12 protein-coding genes are annotated in these 15,421 nt (G+C 35.9%); 2 read left to right on the top strand and 10 right to left on the bottom strand.

What is annotated here, in order from left to right:
• The first annotated feature begins 52 nt into the window (after window positions 1–52).
• Complete coding sequence (locus tag LV704_RS10055) at window positions 53–1,093, top strand: endonuclease/exonuclease/phosphatase family protein (RefSeq protein WP_163420479.1); 1,041 nt, start codon at window positions 53–55, stop codon at window positions 1,091–1,093.
• Here LV704_RS10055 and LV704_RS10050 read toward each other — a convergent pair.
• The 9 genes from LV704_RS10050 to uvrC form a co-directional block, all read right to left on the bottom strand.
• Window positions 1,090–1,527 (bottom strand): hypothetical protein, encoded by a 438-nt coding sequence (locus LV704_RS10050; RefSeq protein ID WP_163420481.1) that lies wholly within the window; start codon window positions 1,525–1,527, stop codon window positions 1,090–1,092. The two genes, LV704_RS10055 and LV704_RS10050, sit on opposite strands and share 4 nt — an antisense overlap.
• A 90-nt stretch (window positions 1,528–1,617) precedes the next feature.
• A complete protein-coding gene (locus LV704_RS10045) occupies window positions 1,618–4,341 on the bottom strand; it encodes a TonB-dependent receptor plug domain-containing protein (protein ID WP_163420482.1) in 2,724 nt (907 codons plus the stop codon).
• Window positions 4,342–4,504: 163 nt separating this feature from the next.
• Complete coding sequence (gene pgi, locus LV704_RS10040) at window positions 4,505–6,142, bottom strand: glucose-6-phosphate isomerase (protein ID WP_163420484.1); 1,638 nt, start codon at window positions 6,140–6,142, stop codon at window positions 4,505–4,507.
• A gap of 1 nt (window position 6,143) precedes the next feature.
• Complete coding sequence (locus LV704_RS10035) at window positions 6,144–7,430, bottom strand: peptidoglycan DD-metalloendopeptidase family protein (RefSeq protein WP_163420485.1); 1,287 nt, start codon at window positions 7,428–7,430, stop codon at window positions 6,144–6,146.
• 2 nt (window positions 7,431–7,432) lie between these two features.
• Window positions 7,433–8,401 (bottom strand): tryptophan 2,3-dioxygenase family protein, encoded by a 969-nt coding sequence (locus tag LV704_RS10030; RefSeq protein WP_163420487.1) that lies wholly within the window; start codon window positions 8,399–8,401, stop codon window positions 7,433–7,435.
• Between the two features lie 5 nt (window positions 8,402–8,406).
• Window positions 8,407–9,186, bottom strand: a complete 780-nt coding sequence (locus LV704_RS10025; protein ID WP_163420489.1) for a DUF3108 domain-containing protein — start codon at window positions 9,184–9,186, stop codon at window positions 8,407–8,409.
• Window positions 9,187–9,575: 389 nt separating this feature from the next.
• Window positions 9,576–11,408, bottom strand: a complete 1,833-nt coding sequence (locus LV704_RS10020; RefSeq protein ID WP_370636067.1) for a patatin-like phospholipase family protein — start codon at window positions 11,406–11,408, stop codon at window positions 9,576–9,578.
• Complete coding sequence (locus tag LV704_RS20050) at window positions 11,384–11,833, bottom strand: patatin-like phospholipase family protein (protein WP_370636066.1); 450 nt, start codon at window positions 11,831–11,833, stop codon at window positions 11,384–11,386. Before LV704_RS20050 ends, LV704_RS10020 begins: the two co-directional genes overlap by 25 nt.
• An 11-nt stretch (window positions 11,834–11,844) precedes the next feature.
• A complete protein-coding gene (uvrC, locus tag LV704_RS10015) occupies window positions 11,845–13,635 on the bottom strand; it encodes an excinuclease ABC subunit UvrC (protein ID WP_163420493.1) in 1,791 nt (596 codons plus the stop codon).
• Between the two features lie 564 nt (window positions 13,636–14,199).
• Between uvrC and LV704_RS10010 the strand changes: the two genes are divergently transcribed.
• The gene (locus LV704_RS10010; RefSeq protein ID WP_163420495.1) at window positions 14,200–14,760 is read left to right on the top strand and encodes a 5-formyltetrahydrofolate cyclo-ligase; all 561 of its coding nucleotides are present in this window, start codon (window positions 14,200–14,202) and stop codon (window positions 14,758–14,760) included.
• Here the strand turns inward: LV704_RS10010 and LV704_RS10005 are convergent.
• The gene (locus LV704_RS10005; RefSeq protein WP_163420497.1) at window positions 14,757–15,389 is read right to left on the bottom strand and encodes a lipoprotein signal peptidase; all 633 of its coding nucleotides are present in this window, start codon (window positions 15,387–15,389) and stop codon (window positions 14,757–14,759) included. The genes LV704_RS10010 and LV704_RS10005 overlap by 4 nt on opposite strands.
• Between the last annotated feature and the right edge of the window lie 32 nt (window positions 15,390–15,421).

Below are 15,421 nucleotides of genomic sequence, written 5' to 3'. Positions count from 1 at the left end.
TGTCCGAAAAACAAACAATCTTAACTATTTTCGATTTAAAATCAAAACCTACATGCAACTTTTATTTTCCTTAATCGCCCTAATCTGTATTTCATTTACCGCTCATTCCCAAAAAAACTATACGGTAAGAACCATCGCATTTTATAATGTTGAAAACCTCTTTGACACTACGAATGATTCTTTGACTTTTGATGATGACCGCACTCCAAATGGCAGTTATAACTGGACTCAAGACAGATATAAACAGAAAATTGAAAACATCTCGAAGGTTCTTTCAAAAATAGGTGAGAAGACCTCCAAGACATCTCCAGATATCATTGGATTGTGTGAAGTTGAGAAAAGAAGTGTTGTTAAAGATTTAATTCATCATCCCAGCTTAATAGACAAAGATTATGGCATTGTCCATTTTGATTCTCCTGACAGACGTGGTATTGATGTTGCTTTGCTCTTTAAAAAAACTGCCTATTTACCAACATCTTTTAACAGTCATAGACTGCTTTTATTTGATGATATGTCTCAAAGAATTTATACCAGAGACCAGCTTGTAGTTGGAGGAATACTGGATAATGAAGAATTTTACTTTATTGTAAACCACTGGCCCTCCAGAAGGGGTGGAGCTGCAAAAAGCAAGCCCAATAGAATTAAAGCTGCGTTATTGAACAAACGTATTATTGATTCTATACAAAGATTAAATTGGAATGCTAAAATCATCAGCATGGGCGATTTTAACGACGACCCAAGGGATGATAGCTTAAAAAAAATATTAAACACTAAGGGCAAAGAAAGTCAATTGGACAGTTTACATCTTTATAATCCTATGGAAAAGTTTTTTAAAAAAGGGTATGGGTCATTGGCCTATAGGGATAAATGGAATCTTTTTGACCAATTTTTTATGACCCATAACTTCCTGAATAAAAACAAGCAAGAACATTCTTTTTGGAAATCTGGCATCTATTCTCCTTCATACATGAAGACGAACAAGGGAAAATTTAAAGGATATCCCTTTAGAACGTATTCTGGGACCAATTATCTGGGTGGGTACAGCGACCATTTCCCTGTATATCTGTTTTTACTGAAAGAAAGAGATTTTTAACTAAACCACTGTCCCCAAGGAATACGGCTTAAAATAAATAATAGCCCCAGACCGTAAAAGATCGCGATACTTTTAAACTTAGCAACATCTTCCGTCTTTTTCTTGTGACGAGACCAACCAATGGTGATTAAAGCTATTGCGATTATATTCATTAAAGGATGCTCCAAAGCCAAAAGGCGCGCTGCAGCATTTAAACCGCCCATGCCCAACGTCTGGATTGCTTTTAGGCCATTATCTGAAATAAAGTATAGCAGCAACCCTATTATTAATTGAATATGAGTCAATATCAAGGCAAAAAGACTTACCCTTAAATCTTTTTCCATGGTAAATTCTCTTTTGCCCAACCATCCTGTTAAGGCATTAAAAACTGCAAGAATTAATATTGCCAATACCACATAGGCAAGATAAGAGTGAACGTTTTGTAGAATTTCCATAAGATTGGTTTGAAATTTAAAAGTAAGGATTTTGGAAATAAAAAACCCTGCCATTTGGCAGGGTTTTTCATGTTATTATGAATTGAAGATTTAGAAATTGAATCTAACACTGGCATTCCATGTTCTTCCAAAACCAAAGAATACCCTGTTACTAGTATTAATACCTTTGAAAGTGTCATCGCCGTCTTCAACAAATCTATTGGTATCAGATTCAGCAATGTACGTAGTATCTAAAACATTGTTAACGTTCAATCTGAAGCTCATTGTTTTACTAGCAAATGGCATGCTAAAGAAAAGTCCTGCGTCCAATAGACCGAAAGAAGGTAATTTCAAAGCTCCATTTTCATCAATATCTGTAGCATCGAACTCAGCGTAAAGGTTATCGGCAAAACGATATCCGGCGTCCACACTCAAATTATCCAATATTTTGAAATCAGCTCCCAGGAAAGCTGTAAACTGCGCAGCATCTCCTACTTTAACGCCATCTAATGGTAAAATAGCTTCTTGTTCTATTCCATCTATTACAATAGGTGTTTGGTCATTATCAAAAAAGGTTGCTCTTACATCTCCTTTATACTCCCAGTTTCCTACAGATACCATTCCTGTAAAGGCCAATTTATCGTTTGCTTGAAACCTTGCATCAACTTCTGCTCCTGTATGAACTTGTTTAATTCCTAGAAGATTTGCGGTTCCCCTTATCTCTTGGGGAGTGTCCTCTAGAAAAGTAACCGTTTCATTTTCAAATCTATCTGCCCAACTGGTTCTGTATAAGTTGATATTGGCCCTAAAATTTGAACTTCTAAAACCATATCCTATTTCCGTTCCTATGATTTGTTCGTTAACAAGATCTGGATTGATAGTATTACTAAAGTTTAAGAAAACAGCATCAAACAAAGGTTGTTTGGAGTAATAGCCTGCATTGACAAAAATATTGTGCTTAGCGTCTATATTCCAGTTAACACCTGTCTTTATGTTCCCTCCAATAATATTCTGAGTATCCGTTTTCTCTGGTGGAACTTCACCAAATAACTCTTCTCTAGCAAAACCTTGATTAGACAAAGCTCCTTGAGCAAAAGCGGTTATGTTCTCATTAATTTTATACTCTACTTGACCAAAAGCACCTAACCAGGTTACATAGCCAATATTGTAGTAATCAATTTTTTGTTCTTCATCTATGTTTCCAAAGACCCACCAAGGTTGATTGGAGCCATATGTTTCAAAAAACAAATTGGATGCTCCTTCACCAAGAGGATTGTTTCTATCATCTGTTTGCTGATATACATCACCACCCAATCTATTATCTACTCTTCTGTAATGAAAGCCTTTGTAGCTTCTTATATCAACTCCAAAATCAATCGTAAGTTTTTCATCAATTCTATTGTTGAAATTTGCAAGAATTCCATACCAGTTATGGGAGTTTACAGATGCTCTCCTAGTAATACCATTTGTATTGTTCTCATTGTCATTTCTATCACTATTGTTCACAAAAAGACCGTTGATTCGTTCTCTTGGTGTATCACTAAAGTCAGGAACCAATTGTCCACTGTTATAAGCAACAATATCTTCAACTCTTATTAGACCTTTGTCCGTGCGGGGTAATGCAAATTGTCTTCTACCGTTAATCTCACCTATTTCACCTGATCCACCACCACGACCGAAAGAGGCATAGGTAGACGTTTCCAAGGTTGTTTTACCACTAAGTTCCCAAGTCCAGTTTAAACTAATTACAGGTTTGTGATAGAAATTTCTTCTGAAACTGAATTCCTTTCCATCCAAAATACCCCAGTCCTCATTGTACCTTCTATCCGGCTCACCGTCTCCACTACCATATCTAATATGATTGGCTATGGAAGAAGCTCGACTTCTTTGGTGGTGCCATTGCGGAGCACCTGTCACCATAAATTCCAAGCTATGTTTATCTGTAGTATATCCCAAACCTAAGTAGAAATTGGCAGCTTCGAAATTTGTACCATCTGCATACATGTTTCCTGCCGTTCTGCTCATTAGTAAAGAAGCGGAAAACCCATTCTCCAATAGTCCAGAGGAATAAGAACCAATAGTTTTTAAATAGTCATCGTTCCCAACGGTAGCTCCAAAAGAGCCTCCTTCTTTATTCTGAGAAGTTTTGGTGATAACATTAATGGTACCACCAACAGAGGATACCGCTAGTTTGGAAGAACCTAAACCACGCTGCACTTGGATTGCCGATGTAACATCTGAAAGACCTGCCCAGTTACTCCAGAAAACCCTTCCGTTTTCCATATCATTCACGGGTACACCATTAATCATTATAGCAGAATTGTTGGTGTCAAATCCACGAATGTTCACCCTTGCATCTCCAAAACCACCTCCAGATTTGGTGGCATAAATAGAAGGAGTAGTATTTAATATCTCCGGAAACTCTTGAGACCCCAATTTCATTTCTATCTCCGCAGCTTTAATGGTAGAGACAGCAACTGGTGTTTCACGATCTTTTGCAATATCCTGAACTCCTACAACAATTACTCCTTCAAGTTCTTCAGCGTCCGGTTCCAAAGAAATTGTACCTACACTCCCAATAGAGGTAAACGATACATTTTTAGAAATAAATCCAATATAGGAAACAATCAACGTGCCAGAGTTTTCAGAAACTTCTAGGGAAAAATTTCCATTAAAATCTGTAGATGTTCCTAGTTCTGTGCCCTGAAGCATCACAGTAGCCCCGGGAAGAGGACCTCCTAATTCGCCGTCAACTACCAAACCAGTAATTGTTCCTTGAGAAAACATAATTGTGGATGCGAAAAGGGCCACAATCAATAGATAGACTTTTTTCATTTTAACAGTGTTTATTATTTGAATAGCACTGCAAAAGTCTTTTTTTTTAACGTTTGTTATGTTAATTTAATGTTAAAAAAAATATGCAAAATCATTCTTAATCCAACACAAACAATTGGTTAACAGTAAGTTGATATTAAATACAGTCTCATGTCAACTTAAATCATTTCTTAAAAAAATGCAAAAGACTCAAAGTTGAGCTATCATGTTTGCCAATTTCAGAATTTTCAATGTCATTAAGTATATTTTTGGCAAGTTGTTTCCCTAGTTCAACACCCCATTGATCATAGCTGAAAATGTTCCAAATAATACCTTGAACAAAGATTTTATGTTCGTACAATGCAACTAGGGCTCCTAGACTTTTAGGTGTTAACTTTTGAATTAAGATCGTATTGGTGGGTTTATTTCCTTCAAATACTTTAAACGGTAATAATGATTCCATTTCCTCTTTGGACAAGTTCTGTCCTTCCAGCTCCCGTTTTACCTCACTATCTGTCTTTCCATTCATTAAGGCTTCCGTCTGAGCAAAGAAATTGGCCATTAACTTGTTATGGTGGTCTACTTCTCCATGAAGCGATTCTTTGAACCCTATAAAATCTGTTGGGATAAGTTTAGTTCCTTGATGAATCAATTGAAAAAAGGCATGTTGTGAATTAGTCCCCGGCTCTCCCCAAATGATAGTTCCGGTTTCATAATTGGTTCTATTCCCTGCCCTATCCATGCTTTTACCATTGCTCTCCATAATGCCCTGCTGCAAATACGCAGAAAAACGATTTAGATATTGAGTATAAGGAATTATAGCTTCGGTTTCCGCACCAAAAAAGTTATTGTACCAGACACTAAGTAGTGCCAAAATAACAGGGATGTTTTCTGAAAATGGAGTTTCCTTGAAATGAACGTCCATTTCATTTGCTCCAGACAGCAACTCATCAAAATTCCTATACCCCACAGATAATGAGATTGAAAGTCCAACAGCACTCCATAAGGAGAAACGTCCTCCTACCCAATCCCACATAGGGAATACATTTTCATCCGCAATTCCAAATTCCTTAATTTTTTGGGTATTGGTAGATACCGCTGCAAAGTGTTTAGCTATATCCTTTTCTGAACCATGCTTTAAAAACCACTTTTTAATGGTAAGGGCATTGCTTAACGTTTCTTGTGTGGTAAAGGTTTTGGAAACAACAACAAATAAAGTTGTTTCTGGGTTTAGCTCTTTTAAAATTTCATGGACATGGTCACCATCTACATTGCTTACAAAGTGCGTTTTTAAATGGTTCTTATAGAATTTTAGAGATTCTGTAATCATTGCAGGCCCTAAATCTGACCCTCCAATCCCAATGTTCACAACATCTGTAAAGGTCTTATTGGAATACCCTTTTCTATCGCCGGAAATTACAGAATCCGAAAAGGCCTTTATTTTTTCTTTTACTTGATAAACTTCTGCGACAATATTCTTCCCATCAACATAAATCTCATCTTCCTTTTTTGCTCTTAAAGCAGTGTGCAGTACAGCACGTCCTTCTGTTTTGTTAATCAATTCACCTTCAAAATAGCCTGATATGGCATCTTTCAGTCCTACTTCATCTGCCAACTCTAACAGTAGGGATACTGTTTCCTCAGTAATTCTATTTTTTGAATAATCAACTAGAAAATCATTCCAAAGCAAAGTGAATTTTTTTCCGCGTGCTTCATCGGCAGCGAACATTCCCCTTAAATGTTCCGTCTTTGTTTTTTCAAAATGGTCTGTAAGTTTTTTCCAAGCTTTTGTGGTAGTAGGGTTGGTTTTGGGTAATGCCATCTTATGGGTTAAGTGTTACTAGCTTTTCTTCTTCTGGTTCTGGTTCTGGAGCAGGTAGTGCATATTCTATGCAGTCCAATTGCCATTTTATTGGTGTTATATGGTCTGTATAGGCCGTTTTCAAAGAATCTGCAATGGGCTCTGCTGCTGGTAGTTTCTCCCTTAATGGGTCAACCTGTCTTCCATTTTTCCAAAATCTATAGCAAACATGGGGGCCGCCGGTATTCCCGGTCATTCCAACCCAACCAATTACATCTCCTTGTCTAACGAACTCACCTCTCTTCACCTTTTGTTTTTTCATGTGCAAATATTGGGTGCTATAGGTTCCGTTGTGCCTAATCTTTACATATTTTCCATTACCTCCCCTTCTGGTAGACTCTGTAACCGTTCCATCTGCTGTTGCAATAATGGGAGTTCCCACAGGAGATGCATAATCTGTACCTCTATGTGGTCTTACCTTATTACCATAATAGGCAATTCTACGTTTTAGATTATATCTGGATGACAATCTATAGCCAAATTTTATGGGGGCCCTTAAGAAAGTGCTTCTTAGGTTGTTGGCCTCATCATCAAAATAATCAGTGATTTGTTTTAGCGAATCCACAACATATGGGAAAGCATAGATAGGTTTGCCCTTATGTTCAAAAAGGGCAGCTTCAATAGGTTCCGCACCTGCATAGATAGAATCATTGATATATCTTTCTTTGTATATGACCTTAAACTTATCTCCTTTTTCCAATCTAAAGAAATCTATGGTCCACGCATAAATTTCGGAAAGGTTTAATGTAACATTGTAATCTATTCCCTGATCCAAAATCGCCTCGGATAAGGATGTCTCTATTATTCCAGAAGCTTCACGTTCAACATATTTTACTTCCTTCCTGCTTTTGTAGGCCGATACACTATCCCGTAAATCAACTACGGTATAATTTATTCTATCATTTTGATAAATAAATACTTCAGCTATTTCTGATGTGTCTCTGGATTTTAAGATTAGATATGGTTTTCCAACCATAATTTTTCTTACGTCAAAAGTATCTTTGAAATTTTGGGAAACTGTTGCAATTTTAGGATAGTCCACCTTGTTTTTAAGCATGAGTTCTCCAAAACTATCCCCATATCTGATGGTATCTTGAACTACCTTAAACTCTTCAAAATTGAACCCAAATTGTTTTACTATTGGTTTCTCAATAGGATCTTCTTGTTCCAATTCTTGAACCAAGACCTTTTCTTCTTTACAAGACACTAGGATTAGCAGTGTCAATATTGCCCCAAAAAATTTCTGCATTACTAAACTTCCTTATTTGACGGATTAAATATATGGTCCACCCATTGTTTTCCCCAGGTATCTTTCTCATCTTCTGAGTGCAAAGTTGGGAAAAATATTATTTTCTGAAAACTTGGAGGTAAATAGTTCTTCCAATTTGTGCCTCCAGTAGCATCAACTTCTTTGTTTTCTTTTGCTAAATATCTGTAAGCGGAACCCATGTGAACCAACGGCCAGTTTACGTTAGCGTTTATATCCAAATCTTTTAATGAGTTGATCAGTTCCTCATTCCTTTTAGATTCTTCAGGAAGTTGAAGGTATTTATGATAGATACTACTAGTCTTAACTTCATTGGAGATTCTTAGCAATCTTGGTGTATAGCGGAACTCAAACTGTTTAAGGGTAAGTGTTTTCTCTCCAGTAACTGCATCGGTCGCACCTTTTTTCCAATAAATATGATCAAAAAGTTCTTCTATACTGTTTTTTGCCGAAAAAGATTCACGCTCCGTATGATGAACCAAATTTTCTAAGGGCGTAGCATAAATCTCTATCATGCGATATTGAGCAGATTGGAATCCACTTGCAGGAAGAAGTGCCATGCGATAACGCAAAAACTGCTCTCGCTCCATCCCCTTTATCATAATGCTAAAGGATGAGATAAGTGCTTTGAAGTAACTGTTTATCCTATTGGCTTTTTCAATAAAAAACTTTAAGTCTTGAGATTTATCTTCAACGATTTGTTTTTGCTCATGTAAAATCAGCTTAAAATAAAGCTCTGTTATTTGATGGTACATGATGAAGATTTCTTCATCTGGGAAATGCGTTCTTGGAACTTGAATACTAAGTAGCGTATCTAAATGGATGTAGTCCCAATACGTAAGATAACGTTGGTATAGGAGTCCATCAAGGTAAGAACTTAAGTCTTGGCCAGAGTTTTTAAACTTTTCTTCAAGCTTATTGATTTGGGACTCAATTCGCTCATCATTCTTCATTCAAACTATCTCATTATAATTTTAAACTGGTTTCTTAGGCCGTTATAGCCATCTAAATCCGCCTTTAACGATCCAACAGCTAAATCTGCCTTGATCCTTACCGGAATTTTGTTCAAATCATTGGAAACCCAAAGCGTAAGACTTTCTTTTTCTTTGAAAACGCGACCTGATTGAACCACGGGCCTAAATTTAAGACATTCTACTTTCCCAAACTTTGTCCGTATCACTTCTTTTCCTAAAAATTTTAGTTTAAACTTATAGACCCCGTCATCATCAAACAACATATCCATATCAAGAGATTGGCCAATCTCAAATTCTTCAAGTCCATAGCGATTTCTCAAATAATAGGATGCGGACAATAAATCCTGTACTTCATCATGTACTGGAATATCAAATTCTTTCCCATTTTTATTATCCTTTAAGATTGCTCTATCCTCATCATGGTAAAAATCGATTTCAATATCCTTGGTGTAACCTCCTTCATTTATTTTTCTAATAAACCTGTACGGCTTACCATCATTTCTGCCAAAATAACTCTCATAGGTATCATCTACTTTGAAAAAGATGCTGGCAAACCCCGTGGTCTTTCCTCTGCCCACCACATGATATACCGGAATGCTATCGATAGTATCTGTGCTAAGATTCAAAGTTGCGTAACTAGCATTAAGGAACCCATAATGGATACGAAATTTTAACCACTCTCCGGACTTAAAAGCAGGACGCCGAGTTTGCGCTGTCAACGGCATTATAAGTAAGAAAGAAAAAATAATAAAAACCTTTTTCATAGTCCTTGTAATTAGTATAAAATTACTAAAATCCCTTTTCAAGTAGATTAGTTTACAATTACATAAACAAAACTTGTTCCAAAATATTATATATAAAAAAAGCCCAGTCTTTAAACTGGGCTTTTCCTAAATAACCAACCAAACTTTAAATTATGAAAAACCAATACTTAAAGTTATAAGGGAACCACCCCTTATGTTTTGTAAATATACATCAAGCTTTTGTAGGAAAATAAGTTTTTAACGGACTTTAACTATCCTTTTTTCAAATTTTTGAAACAAGGAAGCATATTTAGCTTATTGTTAACAAATAAAAGGGGTTTCTAAGGATTTACCATGCATTTGTGCACTTGAAAGGCTCAGACTTGTCTTACAAAAAAAATTTTAGTTTTTTAGAACCAATACCCAACACTAAAAAAGAAGTTGCCATTGTTTATTTCGGGAGTCCATGAATAATAAATTTGAATGGGGCCTAAAAAGGATTCATAGCCATAACCTATTCCGTAGCCAGAAAAGGTTGGTTCTGTAAACCACTCTCCCGTACGAAACAAATCATCGTCGACATTTGCAAAATTGGCGGAAAACAGTAAATGGTTTTTGGGAGCCAACTGGTAATCTAACTTCCCATACGCTTTTACAAAACTGTTGCCCGGTAGACTTAAAAAGTCATACCCAAAAAAAGGAACAAAGTTGTTTACAAAGTCATTCCCGAAGCCACCAAGAACAAAATCAAAAGAAGTAACCCCAGAGGTTCCCAACTTAAAACCTCCTTCTGTCTCTAAATTAAGTGTTAGGTTGTGGAACAATGGAAATGCTGTCCCCAGTTTTGCCTTTGCTATTGAAAATTCTTTAAAATTTTCATTAAAATCCGAAGAGAATAGGTATAAATGAAAATCACTATCAAAAAACACCCCTTTTGTAGGAAAATATTTGTCGTCATATGTGTCTAAAGTAATCTTACCATATGCGCTAAAATAATTTGAGTTTTCAAAATATGTTCTTTCATCTGTTGTAGGCGCAAAGGCTTCCTCATCTGTAAATTGATTAAGCGTTCGCGTACTGTAACGCAGCAGTTTATGCTCAACACCTAAGGTAACCGCGAATTCTTCTTGCAAAACTGTTTGAAGATAGACCTGATTTGTTAAATCCGTGACATCTAGGCTTATCTGTCTAATATTTGGGTCATCAATCACATCAAAATTTGAACGAATCAACCCAAAATCTATTTCATTATCAAAATCCGTGAACTTGGAATTGACTCCAAAACTCCAATAAAATCCTTTGTCCAGATAGTACTCCATGTTATACCTAATATGATCTCCAAGAATGAAATCAAAAGAAGCCACATCATCCTTAAGCAAAAAATTCTTTTTGGTAAGATTGATCAACGCAGCACTTTTATATAAATCATCATAATGGGCAGACATTTTAATGAACATTTTTGTGGGGTCTTCTTTTAGTTTTAGAACCAAATCCGTTCCCAATCCATTTGATATCAATTCATACCTGATCGTCTTAAAATTACCGGAAGCGGATAAATTATTAATTCCTTGCTTTAATTTATCAAATGAAATCTTTTCTGCAAGATTAAACCGAAGTTTCCCTTTAATATAGCCTCTAGTATAACGATCGTTCCCCTTAATGATCAACCTGTTTATGGTTAGACTATCTTTTACTCTGATTCTATCTTTATTGTCGAGAACAAGATTTTGGTTTTGAGATACTTGCTTCAACTCTTCAAATTTTGTGTATGCCGCTCGTTCTCCAACTTCCACAATTTCCTGTGACCGGTCAAAATCAATAACAGAAAAATCATCTATGTCTGGTCTTATGTAAATGTCCGTTTTGTCAATTTTATCCTTCATATCATTAACAGTCCTATAATTATTGATTTGAAGAAGGATTTCTGTTGCTGATGATAAGGACTCTCTGGTTGCCAAACCATGCTGAACGTCAACACCAATAATTAAATTGGCTCCCATTTCTCTCACCTGATCTATAGGGTAATTGTTGACCACTCCGCCGTCTATTAAAATTTCCCCTTCAATCTCTGATGGTTCAAACAAAGAGGGAAACGTTCCACTGGCCATTATTGCTTCAGGAAGGTAACCGTCATCCAACAATACCTCTTCTCCAGTTTCTACATTAGTGGCAATGCACAAAAATGGAATGGGCAATCTTTTAAAATCTTGAATGTCCTTTACATGAAAAAGAAGTCGAACCAATTCATTATAGATGTTCTGCCCCCTGAAATTGCTTCTGGAAAGGATACATTAAAATTAGTGAAAGGAAGTCCCAAGGCATAGCGCTCGGAATCGTCTTTTTCATAAAAAGTCTTGGCTCCTCTTGGCACGTTATCTTGAATTAACTTAGAAAAATCTGTTACCTTAAAAATAGAATCCAATTCTTTGGCCGAATATCCAGAGGCATAAAGTGCTCCAACAATAGCCCCCATGCTTGTACCACCTATATAATCTATTTTAATTCCGGCCTCATCAATTACTTTAAGCGCTCCAATGTGCGCTAATCCTTTTGCACCACCGCCACTGAGAACAAGTCCAACCTTGGGTGATTCTTCAGCAGTCGTCGTTTGCGCCATACCACAAAAGCCAAAAAAAACAAACCCTATTGTAACTATAATGTTTTTCATATTCTCTTTTGCTAATGGAAGGATTTATAGATTTTTTTTGCTTTTGCCATTCCAATAGTTTCCGCTAGACTCTCAATGGTTGCTTCTCTAATGCGTTTCACGGATTTAAAATTTTTCAATAATTCCTCTGCTGTCTTTTCTCCGATACCTTCAATATTCTCCAATTCGGAATTAATTGCCCCTTTGCTTCTTTTATTTCGATGGTGCCTAATACCAAATCTATGAGCCTCATTCCTAAGTTGCTGAATTATTTTTAAAGTTTCCGACTTTTTATCCAAATAAAGCGGAATGGGATCTTCAGGAAAATAAATCTCTTCCAATCTTTTGGCAATTCCAATTATAGCAATTTTTCCGCGGAGCCCTAATATGTCCAAACTTTTAAGAGAGGATGAAAGTTGGCCTTTCCCGCCGTCAATTACTATAAGTTGTGGCAATGGTTCGGCTTCGGCAAGAAGTCTCTTATATCTTCTAAAAACAACCTCTTCCATACTTGCAAAATCGTCAGGCCCTTCAACAGTTTTAATATTAAAATGCCGATAGTCTTTTTTAGAAGGCTTCCCATTTTTAAAAACCACACAAGCAGCTACAGGATTACTCCCTTGAATATTGGAGTTATCAAAACATTCTATATGTGTAGGTTCTTCAGAAAGTCGTAAATCCCCTTTCATCTGAGCCATGATTCTCTTGGTATGCCTATCTGGGTCCGTTATTTTAATTTGCTTGAACCTATCCTGTCTAAAGAAACGTGCATTCCGTTCAGAAAGTTCCAGAATCCGTCTTTTATCTCCCAGTTTTGGCAATGTAACTTTTATGTTTTCTTCAACTACTACCGGAAACTGCAAATAAACTTCCTTTGATTGAGATTTAAACCGTTGCCTAATTTCAGTAATAGCCAATTGCAACAGTTCTTCATCGGTCTCTTCCAGTTTCTTTTTTATTTCTAAAGTATGTGACCGTATAATAGAACCATGAGACAGCTGTAAAAAGTTAACATAGGCATGTGTTTCATCAGAAATAATGGTAAACACATCTACATTATTGATTTTTGGATTGACCACCGTGGATTTCACCTGATAGTTTTCCAATATTTCTATCTTATCCTTTATTCTTTGCGCTTTCTCAAACTCCATGTTACTGGCCAATTCCTTCATCTGTGTTTTGAAGAATTGCAATGAACTCTTAAAATTGCCTTTTATGATCTCCCTAATATCTTCTATCTGTCTTTGATATTCTTCCTCTTCTTGCAATCCCTCGCATGGACCAAGGCAATTACCTAAATGATATTCGAGACATACTTTATACTTCCCAGATAGAATCTTTTCTTCGGAAAGGTCATAATTACAAGTTCTTAAAGGATATAAACTTTTGACCAAATCCAATAACGTCCTAACTGTCTTCATACTGGTGTATGGGCCATAATACTCAGAGCCATCTTTTATTAACTTACGAGTGGGGAAAACTCTTGGAAAACGTTCTCTTTTTATACATATCCAAGGGTAGGACTTATCGTCCTTCAGCAAAACATTATATCTGGGCAGAAGTTTTTTAATCAGGTTGTTCTCCAAAAGGAGTGCATCCGATTCTGTAGCAACAACGATATGCTTTACAGAATGAATCTTTTTGACCAAAACCCTGGTCTTGCCGTATTCTTGTTTTTTATTGAAATATGAGGCGACCCGTTTCTTGAGGTTTTTGGCTTTTCCAACATAAAGAATCTTGTCATCTACATCATAGAACTGATAAACGCCTGGATCGCTTGGCAGAACGCTTATTTGAACACTTATAGATGATGGGTTGGGCATAAAATTTCCAAAAATTGACTCCTAAACAAAAGTAAGTTTTAATAATAGTGCTTTTTTGTTAAAATTGATTTATCCTTTATTTCACTTAATCTTTTTTTGGGAGGTTATTATCTATTTGTAAAGTTGATGATTTAGCTCCTTCTTTTCATAATTTGTAAGAAAATCACCTCTTTCATTTCAAATTAACCCTATAAAGAGTTACAAAATGTTATTGTTTGATTTTTTTATTGACATAGCAGCCAATGACTTTTAAGTAAAAAAAGCTTCTATCGTTCTTATTTTCAAATGGTTAAAATAAAAATGGAATCTTAAGGAAAGTCTCCATATGTTAAAACGTTACTAAAAATGATGCATTTCATCGGTAAAAGATGTATTTCATGGTGATTTTTCAATTCTTTTACTTACATTTAACCATATATAAATACAATTCTATGGAGAACTATGTTATTGTTTTGGGAATGTATTTGATTTTGATGCTTTTTTTCAAAATCTTTTTTTCTGTTTCTACCAGAGAATAAAAAAATAGGTTTCCCCAAAACTCCACCCCGAAAATTTCAACATTAAATGTTGAAACATGAACTAAGGATAAAATATAAGAATTTGAGAGAGGAAATGAATTCCTCTATTATCTCAGATTATAGCATACTCTTGGCAAATCATGTACTTCAAATCCCTATTTGGGATTTTTTTTATTTCCATATTTTTCTAAGTATCGAGAAAAACAAAGAGATTGATACCCTCCCCATGATTACTCTTCTTCAAGGAAAGGATAAGAATGTAGTTATCCCTAAAGTTAGTTCTGGAAATTCAATGGAAAACTACCTATTAACAGATAGCACTGTTCTCAAGAAAAATAAATGGCATATTCCTGAACCTATAGATGGAGTTAAAATCCCAGAAAACCAAATAGATGTAGTTTTTGTGCCACTGCTAGCTTTTGATGCGACAGGAAACCGCGTTGGTTATGGCAAAGGTTATTATGATACCTTTTTACATAGGTGTAGACCAGAAACCATAAAAATTGGATTATCACTTTTTGAAGCTGAAGACGGCATTAGTGATATCCATGAAAATGATGTTAAACTGAATTACTGTGTTACTCCAAAAAAGGTTTATAAATTTTAATTTTCTACCTGTTTCTCCTGTTTTGGAAAAGCTTTTTTATTGAATACAATCAATATACCAACACCAGTGCTTATAGCCGTATCTGCTATATTAAAAACAGGTTCAAAAAACCGAAAACTTTTACCCCCAACGGAGGGCACCCATTCGGGCCAAGTGGTATCTATTAATGGAAAGTATAACATGTCCACAACCTTACCGTAAAAAAGATTTCCATAGGGCTCACTAGAAAACAAAGTAGCCACTTGATTGCTACTATTGTCAAAAATTATCCCATAAAAAACCGAATCTATAATATTACCCAAAGCTCCAGCAAAAATTAGGGAAACCGCCAAAATCAAGGTTTTCGGGGATTCCTTTTTTATAATGTCCCACAGCCAATAACCAATACCAAATATGGCGAAAAGTCTAAAAATGGTCAAGACCAACTTTCCTGCTGATTCCGAGATTGGAAGAAGGTCACTGAGCTTGGTACCCCAAGCTGCCCCCTCATTTTCTATAAATAGTATCTTGAACCAGTCGAACACTGCGGAGGATTCTCCTAGGACAAAATTAGTTTTAACGTAGATTTTGCTTATCTGGTCAACAACCAGTATTAATATGATGATTATGAGGGACTTCTTTAAATTCATTTCTTTAAAACAGATTGCGCAAAAGTATGGAT

The sequence above is a fragment of the Flagellimonas sp. CMM7 genome, assembly GCF_021390195.1.
Classification (GTDB): Bacteria; Bacteroidota; Bacteroidia; order Flavobacteriales; family Flavobacteriaceae; genus Flagellimonas.
Note: the sequence above shows the minus strand (reverse complement) of the source record. Positions and strands in the feature narration are given on the sequence as shown.

Excerpts from the sequence above, each read along its gene's own strand:
- uvrC (WP_163420493.1), bottom strand. The coding sequence starts at position 13,635 with ATGCCCAACCCATCATCTATAAGTGTTCAAATAAGCGTTCTGCCAAGC.
- LV704_RS10050 (WP_163420481.1), bottom strand. The coding sequence starts at position 1,527 with ATGGAAATTCTACAAAACGTTCACTCTTATCTTGCCTATGTGGTATTG.
- LV704_RS10030 (WP_163420487.1), bottom strand. The coding sequence starts at position 8,401 with ATGAAGAATGATGAGCGAATTGAGTCCCAAATCAATAAGCTTGAAGAA.
- LV704_RS10025 (WP_163420489.1), bottom strand. The coding sequence starts at position 9,186 with ATGAAAAAGGTTTTTATTATTTTTTCTTTCTTACTTATAATGCCGTTG.
- LV704_RS10005 (WP_163420497.1), bottom strand. The coding sequence starts at position 15,389 with ATGAATTTAAAGAAGTCCCTCATAATCATCATATTAATACTGGTTGTT.
- LV704_RS10045 (WP_163420482.1), bottom strand. The coding sequence starts at position 4,341 with ATGAAAAAAGTCTATCTATTGATTGTGGCCCTTTTCGCATCCACAATT.
- LV704_RS10010 (WP_163420495.1), top strand. The coding sequence starts at position 14,200 with ATGTTGAAACATGAACTAAGGATAAAATATAAGAATTTGAGAGAGGAA.
- LV704_RS20050 (WP_370636066.1), bottom strand. The coding sequence starts at position 11,833 with ATGAAAAACATTATAGTTACAATAGGGTTTGTTTTTTTTGGCTTTTGT.
- pgi (WP_163420484.1), bottom strand. The coding sequence starts at position 6,142 with ATGGCATTACCCAAAACCAACCCTACTACCACAAAAGCTTGGAAAAAA.
- LV704_RS10055 (WP_163420479.1), top strand. The coding sequence starts at position 53 with ATGCAACTTTTATTTTCCTTAATCGCCCTAATCTGTATTTCATTTACC.
- LV704_RS10035 (WP_163420485.1), bottom strand. The coding sequence starts at position 7,430 with ATGCAGAAATTTTTTGGGGCAATATTGACACTGCTAATCCTAGTGTCT.